This is a genomic window from Roseivivax halotolerans (assembly GCF_900115815.1).
In the GTDB taxonomy this organism is placed as follows: Bacteria; Pseudomonadota; Alphaproteobacteria; order Rhodobacterales; family Rhodobacteraceae; genus Roseivivax; species Roseivivax halotolerans.
On sequence record NZ_FOXV01000001.1, the window covers coordinates 445835 to 464072 of the forward strand.

At 63.0% G+C, this 18238-nt stretch carries 18 protein-coding genes; 10 read left to right on the forward strand and 8 right to left on the reverse strand.

Annotation, left to right across the window (positions count from 1 at the left end; translation table 11 throughout):
- Nucleotides 1–59: 59 nt before the first annotated feature.
- Nucleotides 60–569: an FxsA family protein gene (locus BM171_RS02215; RefSeq protein WP_093009141.1), complete on the reverse strand. Its 510-nt coding sequence runs from the start codon at nucleotides 567–569 to the stop codon at nucleotides 60–62.
- Between the two features lie 108 nt (nucleotides 570–677).
- Between BM171_RS02215 and BM171_RS02220 the strand changes: the two genes are divergently transcribed.
- Genes BM171_RS02220 through BM171_RS02230 form a run of 3 tightly spaced genes read left to right on the forward strand, consistent with a single transcriptional unit; the run spans nucleotide 678 to nucleotide 2973 of the window.
- Complete coding sequence (locus BM171_RS02220; RefSeq protein ID WP_093009142.1) at nucleotides 678–1337, forward strand: Tim44/TimA family putative adaptor protein; 660 nt, start codon at nucleotides 678–680, stop codon at nucleotides 1335–1337.
- A complete protein-coding gene (mltA, locus tag BM171_RS02225) occupies nucleotides 1334–2383 on the forward strand; it encodes a murein transglycosylase A (protein WP_093009143.1) in 1050 nt (349 codons plus the stop codon). The genes BM171_RS02220 and mltA overlap by 4 nt, the downstream gene beginning before the upstream one ends.
- A complete protein-coding gene (locus tag BM171_RS02230; protein ID WP_093009144.1) occupies nucleotides 2380–2973 on the forward strand; it encodes a Smr/MutS family protein in 594 nt (197 codons plus the stop codon). Before mltA ends, BM171_RS02230 begins: the two co-directional genes overlap by 4 nt.
- On the opposite strand, the gene BM171_RS02235 is transcribed toward BM171_RS02230, so the two are convergent.
- The 5 genes from BM171_RS02235 to crtA are packed head-to-tail and all read right to left on the reverse strand — an operon-like array spanning nucleotide 2956 to nucleotide 8473.
- Complete coding sequence (locus tag BM171_RS02235; RefSeq protein ID WP_093009145.1) at nucleotides 2956–4191, reverse strand: MFS transporter; 1236 nt, start codon at nucleotides 4189–4191, stop codon at nucleotides 2956–2958. The genes BM171_RS02230 and BM171_RS02235 overlap by 18 nt on opposite strands.
- A gap of 32 nt (nucleotides 4192–4223) precedes the next feature.
- Nucleotides 4224–5084 carry an alpha/beta fold hydrolase BchO gene (gene bchO, locus BM171_RS02240; protein ID WP_093009146.1) on the reverse strand — a complete coding sequence of 287 codons (861 nt, stop codon included), beginning with the start codon at nucleotides 5082–5084 and terminating at the stop codon, nucleotides 4224–4226.
- The gene (locus BM171_RS02245; RefSeq protein WP_093009147.1) at nucleotides 5068–6741 is read right to left on the reverse strand and encodes a magnesium chelatase subunit D; all 1674 of its coding nucleotides are present in this window, start codon (nucleotides 6739–6741) and stop codon (nucleotides 5068–5070) included. Before BM171_RS02245 ends, bchO begins: the two co-directional genes overlap by 17 nt.
- On the reverse strand, nucleotides 6738–7742 hold the full coding sequence (bchI, locus tag BM171_RS02250) for a magnesium chelatase ATPase subunit I (protein ID WP_093009148.1): 1005 nt from the start codon (nucleotides 7740–7742) through the stop codon (nucleotides 6738–6740). Before bchI ends, BM171_RS02245 begins: the two co-directional genes overlap by 4 nt.
- The gene (gene crtA / locus BM171_RS02255; RefSeq protein ID WP_245760159.1) at nucleotides 7739–8473 is read right to left on the reverse strand and encodes a spheroidene monooxygenase; all 735 of its coding nucleotides are present in this window, start codon (nucleotides 8471–8473) and stop codon (nucleotides 7739–7741) included. Before crtA ends, bchI begins: the two co-directional genes overlap by 4 nt.
- A gap of 111 nt (nucleotides 8474–8584) precedes the next feature.
- Between crtA and BM171_RS02260 the strand changes: the two genes are divergently transcribed.
- Genes BM171_RS02260 through tspO form a run of 3 tightly spaced genes read left to right on the forward strand, consistent with a single transcriptional unit; the run spans nucleotide 8585 to nucleotide 11654 of the window.
- Nucleotides 8585–10132: a phytoene desaturase gene (locus BM171_RS02260; RefSeq protein ID WP_093009149.1), complete on the forward strand. Its 1548-nt coding sequence runs from the start codon at nucleotides 8585–8587 to the stop codon at nucleotides 10130–10132.
- On the forward strand, nucleotides 10129–11166 hold the full coding sequence (gene crtB / locus BM171_RS02265; RefSeq protein WP_093009150.1) for a 15-cis-phytoene synthase: 1038 nt from the start codon (nucleotides 10129–10131) through the stop codon (nucleotides 11164–11166). The genes BM171_RS02260 and crtB overlap by 4 nt, the downstream gene beginning before the upstream one ends.
- Nucleotides 11167–11171: 5 nt before the next feature.
- Nucleotides 11172–11654 (forward strand): tryptophan-rich sensory protein TspO, encoded by a 483-nt coding sequence (gene tspO, locus BM171_RS02270; RefSeq protein ID WP_093009151.1) that lies wholly within the window; start codon nucleotides 11172–11174, stop codon nucleotides 11652–11654.
- Here tspO and crtC read toward each other — a convergent pair.
- Nucleotides 11646–12533 (reverse strand): carotenoid 1,2-hydratase, encoded by an 888-nt coding sequence (gene crtC / locus BM171_RS02275; protein ID WP_093009290.1) that lies wholly within the window; start codon nucleotides 12531–12533, stop codon nucleotides 11646–11648. The genes tspO and crtC overlap by 9 nt on opposite strands.
- Nucleotides 12488–14071: a 1-hydroxycarotenoid 3,4-desaturase CrtD gene (crtD, locus tag BM171_RS02280; RefSeq protein ID WP_093009152.1), complete on the reverse strand. Its 1584-nt coding sequence runs from the start codon at nucleotides 14069–14071 to the stop codon at nucleotides 12488–12490. Before crtD ends, crtC begins: the two co-directional genes overlap by 46 nt.
- A 100-nt stretch (nucleotides 14072–14171) precedes the next feature.
- Between crtD and BM171_RS02285 the strand changes: the two genes are divergently transcribed.
- From BM171_RS02285 to BM171_RS02300, 4 genes are all read left to right on the forward strand, one after another.
- Complete coding sequence (locus tag BM171_RS02285) at nucleotides 14172–15041, forward strand: polyprenyl synthetase family protein (RefSeq protein WP_093009153.1); 870 nt, start codon at nucleotides 14172–14174, stop codon at nucleotides 15039–15041.
- Nucleotides 15042–15045: 4 nt separating this feature from the next.
- Complete coding sequence (locus tag BM171_RS02290) at nucleotides 15046–16158, forward strand: methyltransferase (protein ID WP_093009154.1); 1113 nt, start codon at nucleotides 15046–15048, stop codon at nucleotides 16156–16158.
- A gap of 138 nt (nucleotides 16159–16296) precedes the next feature.
- Nucleotides 16297–17238 carry a chlorophyll synthesis pathway protein BchC gene (gene bchC / locus BM171_RS02295; RefSeq protein ID WP_093009155.1) on the forward strand — a complete coding sequence of 314 codons (942 nt, stop codon included), beginning with the start codon at nucleotides 16297–16299 and terminating at the stop codon, nucleotides 17236–17238.
- Entirely contained in the window at nucleotides 17235–18236 is a 1002-nt protein-coding gene (locus BM171_RS02300) for a chlorophyllide a reductase iron protein subunit X (RefSeq protein WP_093009156.1), read from the forward strand. Before bchC ends, BM171_RS02300 begins: the two co-directional genes overlap by 4 nt.
- The last annotated feature ends 2 nt before the right edge of the window (nucleotides 18237–18238 follow it).

Below are 18238 nucleotides of genomic sequence, written 5' to 3' on the forward strand. Positions count from 1 at the left end.
GTCCTTTCGCATGACGATCATTGTATCGCGTCACGACCTACCAAGCCGCGAGGTCTAGCTCAATGCTTGGTCCATCCGGACGAACCGGGATGGGTCGGACGCTTCGACGGATCGACCTCGGAATATTCCCCTTCGATCACGTCGTCCCCCTGCTGCGGCCGCCTGGCGCGCGGATCCCGCGGGTCCGGGCCGGGCCGCCCTCCCCCCATTTCAAAGCGCTGCACCTTCACGTGTTTCCTCGCATATTCAATCGCAGCCTTGCGGAAGGGCGGCGTCAGCAATGCGAAACCGAACGCGTCGGTGAAGAAACCCGGCGTCAAGAGGAGCGCCCCGGCAAGAAGAATCATCGCGCCATGCGCCAAGGGCTCGGTCGGATCGCGCAAATCGTTGAACGAGCCGCGTAGGTCCGCGAGCGCCGACGCCCCTTGAGAGCGCACAAGATACGTGCCCAGCATCGCGGTCAGCACGACGATAAGCAGCGTTGGCCACAAACCGATCAGCCCTCCGACCTGAATGAACAGCGCGATTTCGATCAGCGGAACCGCAATGAAGGCAATCAGGAGCCACATCACAAAAACCTTTCCCCGGGGACCGTCCCGGATTGGTGGACTTGAAGACGTCCACTGCCTACATAGGAACGGAACTTGAACGGTTCTACATCTTACCCGTGAGGTCACATGAATTCGCCTATTCTTCAGCTCCTCGTCCTTGCAGGCATCGCGCTGTTCCTGATCCTGCGGTTGAAGAACGTGCTCGGCACCCGCGAGGGGTTTGAACGGCCGGCATCGGAGCGCAAGTCCGCACCCCAAAACGACCGCCGCGATTTCGAGGTGATCGAGGGCGGGCCCGATCCCGATATCGTCGATCATGTGCCGGAAGGGTCTGAAAGCGCCAAGGCTCTGACAGAGATGAAACGGCTCGAGCCGAGCTTTTCCGTCGGTGAGTTCCTGGGCGGTGCGCGTGGCGCCTACGAGATGATCCTCATGGGCTACGAGACCGGCAAGATCGATGATCTCAAGCCGTTCCTGTCCGACGAGGTTTTCGAAAGCTTCGCTCAAGGCGTCGGCGCGCGGGAAGAGCAAGGACTGACCGTCGAGGCCGAGTTCGTCGGCGTCCGTGAAACCGCGCTCGAGGAAGCGACCTTCGATCCCGATACCCGAGAGGCCGAATTGACCGTGCGCTATATCGGCGAGCTGACCTTCGCAGTCTACGATCAGGAGGGCACCTTGGTCGAAGGCAGCCCATCCAAGATCAAAAGGCAGCGCGACGTCTGGACGTTTGCACGCGTGATGGGCAGCGACGACCCCAACTGGCAGCTCGTCGCCACGGGCGAATGATCCGGACGCTGGCCGCGATCGCGCTCGTCATGGCCGGCCCGCTTCCCGGTAAAGGCTCTGCCGAGGAGGCGGGGCCGACCTACGACATCATGGAATTCTCTGATCTTGACGGGTGGGAGAATGATGATCATGCGAGCGCACTCCAAACGTTCCGCGAGACCTGCCGGGATCTCGACGATCCCGATTGGCGTGCGCTTTGCCGCGCAGCCGGCGACAATCCCGATCCACGCGCCTTCTTCGAGCTCTTCTTCCGACCCGTTCGGATCACACATGGCTCGGATGAGGCGCTGTTCACCGGCTATTTCGAACCCGAACTCGATGGCTCTACGCGGCCGTCTCCCCGGTTTCGGTGGCCCCTTTATCGTATGCCGCGCGAAGCCGAGGAAACCCGGCCCTGGCTCACGCGCCGCGATATCCTGACCGGTGATGCCATGACCGGGCGCGGATTGGAGATCGCGTGGGTCGACGATCCGGTGGAGTTGTTCTTCCTGCAGGTACAGGGGTCAGGCCGCATCCGTCTGCAAGATGGACGCACGATCCGGGTCGGCTATGGCGGTGCGAATGGTCACGAATACCGGTCCATCGGTCTCGAACTGATCCGCCGCGGAACCTTTTCCGAGCATGAGGTCTCCGCCGACCGCATCAAGAAGTGGGTTCGCGAGAATCCTCTCCAAGGCGAAGAACTGCTTCTGCACAACCCATCCTACGTCTTTTTTCGGGAAGTCAGCGAAGTCCCCGCGGACAAAGGGCCGCTCGGCGCGATGAACCGCTCCATCACGCCCATGCGCAGCATCGCGGTGGACCCGGCCTATACCCCGCTTGGCGCGCCGGTCTGGATCGAGAAGGACGGGCGCGATGTCATGCGCCGCCTGATGGTCGCCCAAGATACCGGATCGGCGATAAAGGGCGCGCAGCGCGCGGACATCTTCGCGGGGACCGGCGCCGAGGCGGGCCAGTGGGCCGGTAGTCTCAAGGATCCTGGCCGGATGTTCGTGCTCTTGCCGATCCAGCGCGCTTATGCGCTTTTGCCGGATCCGACTTTATGAGCCGACGGAAGGTCCGGCCTGAAGAGCTCGAGCTTTGGGGAAAGGTGGCGCGGTCCGCCAATCGGCTCGACACGCAAGGTAAATTCGCCCGCAAGGACGACACCCCTAAGCCGAGGCGCGCGCCTCCGGCGCAGACCAGCCCTTCTCCCCTGCCCGATTTTCAAATCGGCCAGAAAGGGAGTGGGTCGCCCCAGACCTGGAGTCCGCCCGACACAACGACATCGCGCCTCGACCGCGACCCGGTACAGATGGATTCCAAGGCCTTCACGCGGATGAAGCGCGGCAAGCTCAAACCCGATGCCCGGCTCGACTTGCATGGCATGACTCTCGACCGGGCGCATCCCGCGCTTACGCGCTTCATTTTCGCGTCCCAGGCGCGCGGGCACCGCCTCGTTCTCGTGATAACCGGTAAGGGCCAACGGGAAGATCCTTACGATCCGGCGCCGCGCCGTCGCGGCGTTCTAAAAACGCAGGTGCCGCAATGGCTACGGATGCCGCCTCTGGTGACGGCCGTGCTCCAGATCAGCGAGGCCCATATCCGCCATGGCGGCGGCGGCGCATACTACGTCTACCTACGCCGTCTCCGCTGAGCTCGGAGTTTCCGTCCGGAACCGTGCAAGACCGAGGATCATGATTCCCGTCGCGCCGAGGAAATAGACCGCCATTGCAAGATATTGGGTCTCGATGCCGACGCCCAAATCGATCAGATAGCCTGTGACGCCCGGTCCGATCGCAGTGCCGAAAACCATCACGGCGGCACCCATTGCCTTGATCGCCCCGATATGCCGCGTTCCGTAGAATTCCGCCCAGAATGCGGCCGGAAGTGTCGATTGGGCTCCTTGCGTCATGCCGAGAAGGACAAGCCCGAGGCCAACGTGAAGCGGGTCGGCGGCGGTTGCAAAGACGAAGAAGGCCGCAACGGAGGGCAAGAGCGCCGTCGGATACACCTTCGCGACGCCGAAGCGGTCGATCGCCCACCCAGAGGCGAGCATCGCGCCCACGGTCACCGCGGTAAAAAGGGGCAGCCACGAAACAATCGCGATGAGCGGCCAGTCTTTGACCTCCGCATAATGTACCTGTTGGAAAAAGAACGCAGTGCCCCATGCCGGCGGGCCCAGCAGCGCGGGAACCATCAACCAGAACAGCGGATGACGGAGCGCTTCGAGCCGCGTCCAATGCCGGGCACCCATTCCGAATGCCCCGGCGCTTTCTGCCGCGAAGGATTGCGGCGTGCGTTCCGTCCGCAGCAACGTCAGCAGCAGCGGCACGCCCAAAAGCGCGATGGCTGCCGCGATCATCCACAGTGCTCTCCAATCGAACACCGCCATAAGTGCAACGAACGCGATCGGCAGCAGCGCATTTCCGACAGTAACGCCGAGACCGGCTATGCTGAGTGCCCGCCCCCGCGTGGCTATGAACCAACGAGACATCGCCGCCATCGCGATATGCGACGTCATACCCTGCCCAGCGAATCTCAGCGCGAAAATCGCGAATGGCAGCAGCGCAGCAGCGGTGTTTACCGCCATGAAGAGGCACGAGGCCGCCAGCGCAACGAGGATGGCCGCGCCGAGCGCCCGGCTTCTGAACCTGTCCGTCAGACCCCCGGCCCAGACCATCGCCACTGCGGAAGCTGTCGTACCGGCGGCATAGATCGCGCCCCAGCTCGAGTGGCTCAGATCGAACGCCTCCCGGATATCGCCGGCGAAGATCGAAATGAAGAATGTCTGCCCGAAACTCGACAGGAAGGTGAGCATCGCGCCTGCCGCGAGCCAGGGCGCGTTCCCGCGCAGGAATGAAACCAGAGACATGAATGATCACATGCGGTAAGGATGCGCCGGCTTCAAGCGGGATCGCTCAGAAACGCTTCGATCCGCCGAGCTACGTCCTCCGGGGCTTCCTCGTTTGCGAGATGCCCGAGACCGTCGAGGCTTTCGACCTGTGCGTCCCGCATCCTGGCCGCCGCTTGCACCGCGCTTATGGGCGGAACCGTGCGATCATTTGCGCCGGTCAGAAGCAGAGCTCGCGTTTCCAGTTTCGGCAGATCCGCCAGAAGCCCGTCCAAGGACCATTGCGCCATCATCAGAAGCGCACCTTCGACATGGCTTCTCTCGCGGAGAAGACGGGCATACAGCGCAACGCCCTTCGCGTCGATTTTAGAGCCTGTTCCAGCCAGAAGTTGCCGTGCGCGCTCAGGTGCGACAAGGGTCCTGCGAATGATATCGACAGCGAATGGCATAGTCGCAATCGTGCGCGCCGCCATTGGAAACAGCAGCCCTGCTACACCATCGAACGGTTGAAGCGCGGGGTTAATCGCGACGACGGGTGGCGTGCCCGGCAGCTTTGTCGACAAACGCAGCGCGACCGCGCCGCCTGCGGAATGGCCGACGATCCCCCGGATGTCCCATCCCTCCTTCGCAGCGAGCTGCGCGATATCTTCCGCCATGCATTCGAGTGATGATCTCTGCCGCGCGCCAAGCCTCGTGAACCCGTGTCCCGGCAAATCGATCGCGATGCCGCGATGCGTCTTGAGCGCAGGAAGAACGTCGCGCCAAGTGTGGGTCGATCCGCCTGCGCCATGCAGGAACAACAAAGTTGGCCCATCGCCCACGTCTTGAACATGCCAGGCATGTGGGCGTGACCGGACGAAACGTGACGCGTGGCGAAGCGGCCAATCTGCAGGCAGTTCAGGATCGGAGCGCATCTGTCACGGATTTCGAGATACTTGCGGAATCCGCCCGCGGGAGCGGCATGTAGGTCGCACCCATCTGCCGCGCGAGGTCCGACAAGTCCGATTTCGCACGCGTATTTGTGTCGAGCACGAGTGCAGGCAGCGCCATAGCTGCGATCCTCCGAGCCATCAGTGCCGCATCGGTCATCGCCGCCTTCCGGCCCTCGCCCTCGAGACCGATATTTGCTCGCCCGTCCGTCATCACCGCGATTGACGGCGAGAGCCCCTGCCCTCGCGCACGTTCAGCCACGTCGGCCGCGACCTTGAGGCCTGATGCCAGGGGCGTTCCGCCCCCGCCCGGCAAACCGCCGAGCGCCCGTTTCGCCTGGACCAGAGACCGGGTCGGGGGCAGGAGAAGCTGGGCATCCCTTCCGCGAAACGAGACGAGCGCGACGTGATCGCGACTCGCATATGCGTTTGCCAACAGGGTCTCGACCGCGCCCTTTGCTTCAGCCAACCGGGTCATCGCGGAAGATCCCGAGGCATCGACAACGAAGATGATGAGCCGGTCCGAACGTTCCTCGTATCGCTTTACCCGGAAATCGGACCGACTCAGGATCAGGCCGGATCGTTCCGGCTCTGCTGCCCGGCGCATCTTCTGCCATGGCGCGGCTGCTCGAAGCGTTGCCACGAGATCGAGCCGGCTGTCTGACGAGGGCATTCCCGCAATCGATGGAAGCGGCCGACCACGCCGGTTGCCCTTGCGGCGATATCCTGCGCCGCCTGCGCCCTGGCCAGACCTTTGTGCGCCCTGCCCGCTCAGTGCGGAAAGCGCCCCCTCTGGAAGAACCGCGCGCACAGCATCGATCAACAAGTCGTCGGGGATGCCAGTCTCGCGGCTGTCGCTTTCGTCCTGCTCTTCGGGCGTGGCCGGATCCTCCTCGGGGGTGTCCGTTTCGAAGTCGTCCTCCGGCATCATCGTGGCGCGATGTGCGTAGACGAGCTGAACTGCGGCGATCAGATCATCCTCCATCACGGAGTTCCGCCGATACAGAGCCGCATGCGCCCGTGCGGCGGCCAAGGCAAAAAGTGGCGCACGCAGCGATGCGATCCCGTAGCGCGCGGCGGTCACGACGAGGTCTGTCAGCGTCTCGTCCGGCAGCGTAATCTTCTCGAGGCGTTCGCGCGCCGCAGAAATATCGGCGGCTCCAAGGGCAAGCTCGCCCAGATCCACCGTTCTGACGCCATCGAGGTCGATCTCGAACGCAAGTCGATCGCAGAGCGCCATTGGCGCAGCCTCGCCGTCGATCCCTTCGTCAAGAAGAAGCGTCGCGTCGGACGGGCGCGCATCCATCACCTGCGCCAAACGAGTCGCCCGTCCGCGCGAGAGCCTTTCGGACATGGTCACAAGGCGCGTGCCGGATTGTGCAATCACACCCTTCCTCACCACCAATCGCCCTTGCGAGAGGCTTTCGGCGATATCGGTCCCGCCGAACAACGCCTCGTCGGCCATGGCCGGTGTGATACGCAAAAACGGTCGCAGCATGTCGGGCGCTGCATCCAGAAACGCATCTCGCACAGGCGAGGCGCGCGCACGCAACCGCAACCCGCCGAGTCCCGCCGGGTCGACCGCAAGGAGGGACAGCGCCAGATGTCCGGCGATCCATGCCTCGGTGCGGTCCTGCTTCATGCCAGAACGTCGTGCAATAACCGTTCAACCCGTGCCGTGGAGCCAGCTTCGTCCAGAGGATCGCGCCGCAGGCGATGCGATAGAGCCATCGGCGCGACGTCCCGAAGATGCTTCCGTGTCACCTCGCCATCGTCTTCGAGGGCTGCAAGTGCTCGGGCGGTCCGCAGAAGCGTCAGCTCCCCTCTGAGACCGTCAGAACCCAGCGCCAGACACAATTCGGCACAGTCGCGCAAGGCAGGCGTTCCGGTTTCGACATCGCCCAGAGCTTTCCGAGCGCGGAGAATATCGTCGCGGATTGCAGCATCGTCCCCAGCCCATTTCGAGACGAACGCTTCGGGATTGCTTTCAAACGCGGCGCGCCGCCTGATGACCTCGATCCGCTCTTCGATATCGGAGGGCGAGCGCACTTCGACCGAGAGACCGAACCGATCCAGAAGCTGTGGCCTGAGCTCTCCCTCCTCAGGATTGCCGGAGCCGACGAAGACGAAACGCGCGTCGTGGCGCACGGACAAGCCTTCACGCTCGATGACGTTTTCGCCCGACTGTGCCACGTCCAACAGAAGATCGACGATGTGGTCCTCCAAAAGATTAACCTCGTCGATATAGAGATACCCGCGGTTGGCACGAGCAAGGAGGCCGGGCTCGAAGGCCTTTTCGCCGTGGGTGATCGCCCGCTCGATATCGAGCGCGCCGACGACACGATCCTCGGTCGCCCCGAGGGGCAGATCGATGACCGGGGTCGGCTTATCCACCATCTCGGTTCCTGCCATGCGGTCCCACTCGGCCACATCCTCGGGCGATTCTGCGTTCGTCGCACTTCCTTCGACTGCTTGAATTGGCGGAAGAAGCGCTGCCAGTGCACGTACGGCCGTCGATTTTCCTGTGCCGCGATCCCCGAAGACGAGGACACCGCCGATGCCCGGATCGACCGCCGTCAGGATCATCGCCTGTTTCATGCGATGCTGACCGACAATGGCCGAGAATGGGAATGCGTATCTCATATGGTGGCCTCCAAGGGGGCTGGATCAGGTGCGAGCCGGGCGTCGATACCGGGCCAACGACCCATCTCTCCGACGATACGAAACCTCGCATAAAGTTCTTCGCGAAACCACGCACCGGTCCGCACGGCCCTGATTGCGTCGGAATGCGGTCCACCGTTTCGCGCGAATTGTGCCATACTCTCCGCGTCCGGCCAGACCGAGAACGTGATCTGATGCAAAAGCGGCACCTCGCCGATCCCGATCTTGAACAGGACGTTGGGATCTGAACCGATCACTTCGCTGATATCCGGAACGCGCTGCCAGAACCGCGCCGCGACCGATGGTTTGATCGTGGCGCGGGTGAGCGCAGCGATGGGCCCGTCACCGCTATCTTCTGCGATGCGGAACGGAGCCTCGCCGGACCAGGCACCACGGGCGGAAATCGGTCGAAGGAACAGAGTCCAATCTTCGCTGGCGCGTGAACGGAAGAGCCGCCAGGCCCGTGCCGTCTTCGTCGCCTCTCGCGCTGCCGAATCGCTCTCGAAAGCGCCAAGCACGGCGTAAACGGCGGTATTGGGAAACGGGGTGAAGCCCTCGCCAGTACCGGATCCGCAGAGCTTCCAGAACCTCAGCCCCGGGACGCGGGCCATGGACGGACGTGCGGCACCCATCATCGCAAAAGCCCAGGACCGGGCCGCGACGCCGTCGAAACGGAACAGGGAAAGGCTGACGCACTGCATCGTGGATTCCATGACTGTAAACTCAGCCTGACACAGTTTGCACGGATAGGAAAGATCTTCGGCAGCTCGCCACCTCTGACGGTTTGTATTGTCAGCTAAAGTTTACACCTATAGTCTGCATTCATGACACGGATCGATCCGACCCTCGCTACCGCGGCGCGACTGACGAATGCCCCGCACGCGGTTGTCATCGGCGCCGGCCTTGGCGGGCTGGCCTCGGCGATGCGGCTTGGTGCGATGGGCTACAGGCTGAGCGTGTTCGACAAGCTCGATGTGCCGGGCGGACGCGGCTCCGCGATTTGGAAAGACGGGCATCGCTTCGATCTGGGACCGACCATCGTGACCGTGCCGCAGGTCTTTCGCGCGCTTTGGGCTGCATGTGGCCGCAAGTTCGACGACGATATCGACCTGCGTTCGCTCGATCCATTTTACGAAATCCGTTGGCCTGATGGATCGCACTTTTCGGCATCCGGGGATACCGACCGCATGGTCGAGGAAATCCGTCGCCTGTCGCCCTCCGATGTCGATGGATACTACAAGTTCCTGTCCGACAGCGCGGCGCGATACTGGTTCGGGTTCGAAGACCTCGGACGCCGGTCGCTGCATCGCTTTCGCGACCTTGTCGCCGTTCTTCCGACCTTTGCCCGGATGCGCGCCGACCGATCCGTTTACGCCCATGCCGCGCGCCGGGTGAAGGATGAGCGGTTGCGCATGGCGCTTTCCTTCCACCCGCTCTTTATCGGCGGCGATCCGTTCAACGTCACCTCGATGTATATTCTCGTCAGCCATCTCGAAAAGGAATTCGGCGTGCATTACGCGATGGGCGGCGTGGCCGAAATCGCGCGGGTCATGGCCGAGATCATCCATTCGCAAGGCGGCATCGTGCGTATGGGCCAGGAAGTGGACGAGATCCTCTTCAAAGGTGATCGTGCCTCAGGAGTGCGGCTTGCGGGTGGCGAGATCGTCTCTGCCGATCTCGTCGTCTCGAATGCGGATGCCGGCTGGACCTATTCCCACCTTTTGCGAAACCGCCCCCGCAAGCGCTGGACCGATTCCAAGCTTGATCGCTCGCGCTGGTCAATGGGTCTGTTCGTCTGGTATTTCGGCACCAAGGGTACGCGCGGAACGTGGCGCGATGTCGGCCACCACACGATCCTTAACGGGCCGCGATACAAGGGTCTCGTGCAAGATATCTTCCTGAACGGTAAACTCTCTGATGACATGTCGCTTTACGTGCATCGGCCGAGTGCGACCGATCCGAGTGCCGCACCAGAAGGCGACGACACGTTTTACGTCCTTTCTCCGGTGCCGCACCTTGGTCACGACAACGGTGTCGATTGGACTGTCGAGCGGGACCGCTATCGCAAAAAGATGCTGGACGTTCTCGAGGCACAGCTTCTTCCCGGATTGTCCGAACATCTCGGACCTGAAGAAATCCTGACGCCAGTCGATTTCAAGGACCGCTATAATGCGCCTTTCGGCACGGGCTTCTCGATCGAGCCACGCATCCTGCAAAGCGCCTGGTTCCGCCCGCACAATATCAGCGAGGAGGCCGAGAACCTGTTCCTCGTCGGGGCGGGGACGCATCCGGGCGCGGGGCTGCCTGGCGTGATGTCCTCTGCAGAGGTGCTGGAGCAGTTGGTGCCGATGCCGCACGAGGTGCCGAGGTGATAGCAGAGCGTGACATGGCCGCCTGCCGCGAAGCCATACGGCATGGTTCGCTTTCATTTCATGCAGCGTCCCGGCTTCTGCCGTCCCGCGTGCGTGACCCGGCACTCGCACTCTATGCCTTCTGCAGACTTGCGGACGACGCGGTCGACCTGAATGAGCACAAGGCCGATGCGGTCTTGCGGCTGCGCGATCGGCTGGATCGCGTCTATGCCGGCCGCCCGGAAAATGCCGCGCCCGACCGGGCTTTCGCCGCGGTGGTCGAGGATTTCGACATGCCGCGTGCCGTTCCCGAGGCGCTGCTCGAAGGTCTGGGCTGGGATGCGACGGGCCGGCGCTACGCGACCCTGTCTGATCTACGAGCCTATTCCGCCCGTGTCGCCGCGACCGTTGGCGTGATGATGTGCGTGCTCATGCGCGTCCGCGACCCACACGCGCTGGCGCGTGCTGCGGATTTGGGCGTTGCGATGCAGCTCACGAATATCTCGCGGGATGTGGGTGAAGATGCACGGGCCGGGCGGCTGTATCTGCCGACGGACTGGCTCACCGCGCAAGGCATCGACCCGGAACTTTTTCTTTCCAACCCCGATGCCAACGCGGGCACCCGCCGCATAGTGAAGCGGCTTTTGGCCGAGGCCACGCGCCTCTATCACCGGGCTGAAGCAGGTATTGGTGTTCTCCCGCTCGATTGCCGCGCCGGCATCTTCGCGGCACGTCATATCTATGACGGTATCGGGGGCCGGCTCGCGAGCACGGGCTTCGACAGTATCTCGACACGCGCACGCACGACACGCGCGCAGAAGTCGGCGTGGCTGTGCTTGTCCGCGGGCCGCACACTTTTGTCGTCGGTCTCTCCCCGTTCGCCGGTCCTGTTCGCGCGCCCTCTCGACGAGACACGCTTTCTGGTGGAGGCCGCAGCGCGGCGCAGTCACGTATGGTCCCGGTCGGATCAGCTCTTCGCGACTCTCTCGGATCTCGCTGAAAACGATAGGGCGCGTCAGGCAGCCTTGATTGCGGGGACCGCGCGTCCTAACTGACGCGAATGTTCTGGATCCTGTTCCTCATCTTTCTCGGTGCCTGCTTTGCGGCTGGTACGACCGGCGCAATCTTCCCGCCAGGCCCGTGGTATCGGGATCTCGACAAGCCGACTTGGACGCCGCCCGACTGGGCTTTTCCGGTTGTCTGGACGACGCTTTACATTTTCCTGTCGATTGCCGGTGCGCGGCTTGCCCTGTCCGACGGAAACGGAATGGCGATGGCGCTTTGGGCGCTACAGATCGCGCTGAACGGCCTCTGGACACCTGTCTTCTTCGGCCTGAAGCGAATTCGGGGCGGGATGCTTGTCTTATCGCTGCTCTGGCTGTCGGTCGCCGCGTCGGTCTACGTATTCTGGGGCGTCGATTGGATCGCGGGACTGCTCTTTATCCCGTATCTGCTATGGGTCAGCGTCGCGGGTGCCCTGAACCTGTCGGTCTGGCGCCGCAATCCCGATGTCGCCGCGAACCCGCCGGTGCAATCACGCTGATTGATCGCTGTCGAAACGCCAACCCGGACGGCGCGGCACCCGCAAAGCGATCATCGGCTTGAGCCACGGCTTGGAAAAGCGTCTGAGATCGAGCGCCTCATGCACGCCTATCACGTCCTCCGCATCTAGCCGCGTTTTCATGACCGAGCGGGAATAAAACGGCGCGTCCAGCATGTTCATGATCTGTTTCGGATGCGAGGCGTCATCGCCGCGCGTCTCGCGCTTCACTTGCCACAGTGACTTGCCGATCTTCCGGCGGGGAGGTGGTTCAATGTCCGACACATCGCCAGAGGCGTCAAATCTCGCGGCCTGCGCCAATGTGCTCCCGTCCCGACGCACAGCATCGTAAAAACACGTTGTCCCATCCCGCGTGGGATACCGACCCCATGTCCAGTAGGAGAAATCTTCCTCTAGCGACCGAATTCCGAAATTGGCATCAAAATATCCATGCCCTGCCCACTGCCAACCCGGGGCTTCCATATCGACCTCGATCTGCGCGATCGGCGCGAAGGGTCGCCAGACATGGGCACCGTCTTCGGTCAATGGCAATTCCTGATCGGTGATCGCACTGGGTGTGAGCCGGACCGTGCCACGCACTCGGGCGAATTGCGGTGGCGCCGTGATTTCGTCGATCTCCACGACGAGATGCTTTCCGTTCCAGCCCATCTTGGACGGACCGATGCGGAGCATATCCTTGGTCTGACGCAGAGCGCTGCGTCCGCGATCTGTCATTGTGAACCGTCCGCCGGGTCCGTAGGTCGCAACATTCATGCAGACATGATTTTCGGGATCGCGCCGACCGGACCATCGGTACCAAGGTGAAAAAACCGATCCTATGAAGGCGATGACCGAGATGGCACGTTGCCCGTCCGCGCTGATCCCGTCGACGTACCACCACGCATAGCCATTGGGTGGGACCGCGATGTTGAAGTTTGGTCCTGCATGATCGCCCCGGCCGCGTGCGTCCCGGAAAGTGCTGCCATTGGAACGCCCGGCCCCGGATGGACCCCGCCCCCGCAGAGATAAAGCCCCGGTATCCGGCTGCGGGCTGTCGGCCGGGACAGCGCCGATGTGAACCCGTGTGGGCTCTGCCCGTAGAGCGAACCGAGGCTCGCGGGAAACAAGGTCTCGAACTCCGCTTGGGTCGTGAGCGCGCTGGCCGGCGGCGCTCGATCGAAGCTCACGTCGAAAGCCCGAAGCGTTTCGAATGTCCGTGTCAGACATTGGGCAAAATCCTCTGTATCAGGAGGCTGGGATGAAAGCGGAGGCGCGTTGATGATGATTTCGAAGCGCTCGCGTGCCGGCGGTGGAAGAGTCCCGCCACGATCCTCGGCACAAACGTAGAGAGTTGGATCGAAGGTTGCGCGCCCGGAGGCGATATCGGCGAATTCCGGACCAGGATCGCTGCGAAAGAACACGTTGTGATGGCAGATTGGCGGACCCTCGACTTTAGCCGAGAATGCCCAGACACGCGCCGAAAGGGAGCGTGGTTTTTCGGCCAGCCGCCCGACCGCGGAGCGGACGGAATTGCCCAGCGCACCAACCGCGAGCGCGCGGGGATCTCCGTTGAAGATGACGCGGGATGCCTTGATACGCGAGTCGTCATGCAATCGCACACCGGAGGCAGCGTGCCCGTCAGTCTCTATTTCAGCGACAGTCGCGTCATATCGGATCTCTCCACCGCACGCCTCGATCTGACGGGACATTGCCGCTGCCAGGGCCGACAATCCACCGTCGACCGCCCAGACGCCTTGCTCTTCCGCGTGCCAGATAAGAGCGTAAAGCGCCGGGGTCTTGCTTGGATCGCCGCCGACATAGGTTGCGTAACGTCCGAAGAGTTGCCGCAGGCGCGGGTCGGTAAAACTGTTCCGCAGAAGGCCCTCAAGGCTCCGGCCCAATCCCATGTCGCGCATGAGGCGCGGCTGAGCCAGAACGGTCGAGACCAGGCGCGGCAAGCTTGGCCTGGGCGTCAGCATCATTGGACCGAGAAACGCATCGAACAGACGGCGCGCACGGTCAGAGAATGCGCGGAATTCACGCGCGCCCTGATCGCCGGACGTCTCCCGGATTGCTTGCGCGCTTTTGTCTGGATCGGCGAATAGGTCGAGGACAGTACCATCGCGCCAGAAATGCCGCGCGAGAACCTCTTGCCGCGTCAGCCTCACATGATCCGACAGACGTGTTCCTGCTTTGGCGAAGATCTCCTCGAACACCCAGGCAAGTGTCAGAACGGTCGGCCCAGCATCGACTCCGTCGACCTGACGCATCTTGCCGCCGGGCTGCGCTTCCTTTTCGAGAACGAGCACACGCTCACCCGCCGCTGCGAGGGACAACGCGGCGGACAGTCCACCTACACCGGCACCGATCACGACAATCGGATCAGAGCGGCGTGAGGCACATTTGTCGGATGAAGGCATCACAGGTGGAATTGTTGACTCGATCCATGAATGTGTCCAGTGTGGTTTACAGTAAGGTGTAAATCGTGATCGTCAGATCGCCGGAAGGAGCGCCCGCAACATGGACATCCACCAACGGATCGACACCGCGATCATGGCGACATTGGCGCGGGGGCAGGGCGGGCTTGCCGCCCCCCGGCAGCTCTCCGAGGCCTTGGTTTATGCCTGCACGCCGGGCGGCGCCCGGATCCGGCCGACGATCCTTGTCTCCGTGGCGCTCGCTTGCGGGGACGATCAGCCAGCCGCCACGGATGCTGCTGCAACCGCCCTCGAACTCATTCACTGTGCCAGCCTCGTTCATGACGATCTGCCGTGTTTTGACGATGCGGATCTCCGGCGTGGCAAGCCCACGGTCCACAAGGCTTATTCCGAACCGCTCGCGGTCCTTACCGGCGATTCGCTCATCGTGATGGCGTTCGAAACGCTCGCCCGCGTCGCACCTAAAGCGCCGGACCGGGTAGCGCCGCTTGTGACCGCGCTCGCCCGCCGGACGGGGATGCCACACGGCATTTGTGCCGGGCAGGGGTGGGAGAGCGAACCCGAGATCGACCTCGACGCTTACCACCTCTCCAAAACGGGCGCGCTCTTCATCGCTGCGACGCAGATGGGCGCGCTTGCAGCTGGGCAGGAGGCCGAGCCGTGGTACGAGCTTGGCGCCCGGATCGGGGCGGCCTTCCAGGTTGCCGACGATCTGCGGGACGCGCTTGGTAGCGAGGCGAGCCTCGGCAAGCCCGCACATCAGGATGAGCTGCACAACCGTCCGAACGCGGTTCGCGAATTGGGCGTCGACGGTGCGGTGCGCCGTCTTGGCGACATTCTATCCGGCGCGATTGCCTCCATCCCGTCTTGTCCCGGCGAGGCATCCCTGGCGCATATGGTGCGGATGCAGGCCGAACGCCTGACACCCGGCCTGAACCCGGTGCGGGTCTGACACAATGACTGCCACGGCCGAAGACCCCGTGCGCCGCAAAGGCGGGCCGGATCTTCGTACCCGCTTGGCGAGATTGGCGGCGAAGCCCGGCTTTCAGCTATGGGCGGCGCGAATTCCGGGCGTTCGAGGCCATGTGCGTCAGGAAGGTGCGGCGCTCTTCGATCTCGTTCAGGGTTTCGTTGCGAGCCAGGTGCTTCGGGCGGTCGTCGAGCTTGAGATCCTTCACCACGCGATGGAAGGTCCCTTGGTTGCGTCCGAACTGTCCCGCCGGATCAATGTGCCCCTCGGTCGGACGGAGATCCTTTTGCAGGCCGCGGCGGCGCTGGGCCTTCTCGACCGGAAGCGCGACACCTTTCGTATCACGACACGGGGCGCGGCGCTTACCGGCGTTCCGGGACTCGAGGGGATGATCCGTCATCACGACGCGTTCTATCGCGACATGTCCGATCCGGTCGCGCTGTTGCGAGGGGAGGTCGATACGGAACTGGCAAGGTTCTGGCCCTATGTTTTCGGAGGTGCGGGCGGCGATGCGGCCAGCGCGCGCTATTACTCCACGCTGATGTCCGACAGCCAGGCGCTCGTCGCCGAAGATACCCTGGCGACGGTCTCTCTGAAGGGGCAAAAGCGGCTTCTGGACATTGGTGGAGGCCACGGAGCTTTTGCGCGGGCCGTTCGCGAGCGTCGTAGCAAACTCGAGATAGGTGTGTTCGACCTTCCCGAAGTCATTGCCGATGCGCCGCAATCGGACGGCATCGAGTTCATCGCGGGCTCCTTTCGATCCGACCCGCTGCCCGAGGGGTTCGATACGATGTCTCTCGTGCGCGTGCTCTATGACCATGAAGATGCGACGGTGCGCGATCTGCTCGCCAAGGCATTCGATGCGCTGCCGCCTGGCGGGCAGCTGCTCGTCTCCGAACCGATGTCGGGCGGGCAGAGACCGGACCGGCACGGCGATGTCTATTTCGCATTCTACACGATGGCCATGCAGACCGGGCGCGCCCGCAGTGCGGAGCGAATCATCACGCTTCTGACAGAAGCCGGTTTTGCGGGAATCACCGCTCACAGGCCCATACGTCCCTATGTGACAGCGGTCGTCACAGCGTGGAAACCGGCTTGAAATGCCAAAACTGTCTATTACAGTTGACACTTTCTGCTGTATCTTTAGTCTGACATGAAAGGTGTCAGAGTCGTCTGACAGATAGACGCCGGGGCGTCTGCCGCGATGCCCCGTCTATTAGGAACAGGGAGGCGCGACATGCAGACAAAAGCTGTACTGCTCGACAGTCCCAGAACACTCGGCCTGTCCGACGTGTCGCTGGTTCCTCCCGGTCCGGGTGATCTGGTGGTCGACATCCGCCATTCCGGCATTTCCACCGGCACCGAGAAGCTTTTCTATACCGGCGAGATGCCTCCGTTCCCTGGCATGGGCTACCCGCTCGTCCCTGGCTACGAGGCGATGGGTGAGGTGGTCGAAGCCGGCGGCAATACCGGATACCGAGTCGGCGAAATCGTCTTCGTACCGGGCGCATCCTGCTTTGAAGATGCGCACGGCCTCTTCGGTGGCGCCGCGACGCGCCTTGTCACCCCAAGCGATCGCGTGACCCGGCTTGATGCCGGTATGGGCGAGACTGGCGCGCTTCTTGCGCTGGCCGCAACGGCACGCCATGCACTTGCCGGATATCGCTGCGATCTGCCGGAACTCATCGTCGGCCACGGCGTTCTCGGCCGGCTCCTGGCGCGCCTGACCGTGGCAGCAGGCGGCAAAACCCCGACCGTGTGGGAAATCGATCCTGCTCGGATGGGCGGTGCCGAAGGCTACGAGGTCGTGCGCCCGGAAGACGATCCGCGCCGCAACTACGCAAGCATCTACGACGCTTCGGGCAATGGCGCGATCCTGAACGATCTCGTGGGCCGCATCGTCAAGGGCGGGGAGATCGTGCTCGCGGGCTTCTACGCACAGCCGCTCTCTTTCGCCTTTCCGCCGGCCTTCATGAAGGAAGCCCGGTTCCGCGTCGCCGCCGAATGGACGCGCGACGACCTGTTCGCCACACGCAGCCTGATCGAAACCGGGGCTCTCTCGCTCGACGGGCTGGTGACGCACCGCTCAAGCCGGTCGGACGTCGCCGCGGCTTACGAGACCGCGTTCGACGATCCGACCTGCCTGAAAATGATCATTGATTGGAAGGAAGCCGCATGAAGGACGACGTCCCTAACCTTAAGGACTTCGACCAGCGACTGCGCGACGAGGCGCACGAGGATCTCGCCGACATCGTGACCGAGGAGCCCAAGAGCAAGACGCAGATCATCGCGATCTACGGCAAGGGCGGCATCGGCAAGTCCTTCACGCTCGCCAATCTCAGCCACATGATGGCCGAGCAGGGAAAGCGGGTGCTTCTGATCGGCTGCGATCCCAAGTCCGATACAACGTCGCTCCTGTTCGGGGGCAAGGCGTGCCCGACGATCATCGAGACCTCGACCAAGAAGAAGCTCGCCGGTGAGGAAGTCGCCATCGGGGATGTCTGCTTCAAGTCGGGCGGCGTTTTCGCGATGGAGCTCGGCGGACCCGAGGTCGGTCGCGGCTGCGGAGGACGTGGCATCATCCACGGCTTCGAGCTGCTCGAAAAGCTGGGCTTTCATGATTGGGACTTTGACTACGTCCTTCTCGATTTCCTCGGCGACGTCGTATGCGGAGGCTTCGGCCTGCCGATCGCCCGCGACATGGCGCAGAAGGTGATCCTCGTCGGCTCGAACGACCTGCAATCCCTTTATGTTGCGAACAACGTCTGCTCCGCGGTCGAATACTTCCGCAAGCTCGGCGGCAATGTCGGTGTGGCGGGACTCGTGATCAATAAGGACGACGGGTCGGGCGAGGCGCAAGCCTTCGCGGAGGCCGCAGGCATTCCTGTTCTCGCGGCAATCCCGCAGGACGACGATCTGCGAAAGAAATCTGCGAACTATCAGATCGTCGGATCCTCCAAATCCCAGTGGGGCAGCCTCTTTGCAGGCCTCGCAGAGCAGGTCTCGGATGCACCGCCCGTGCGGCCGACCCCGCTCGACCAGGACGGCCTTCTGAACCTCTTCGACGGATCGGATGTCGGTGCGGGTGTCGTGCTCGAGCCCGCGACCGATGACGACATGCGCGGCCAGTATGCCGCGCCGAAGAAGAGCCTCGAAGTGATCTACGACGAAGCCTGAGC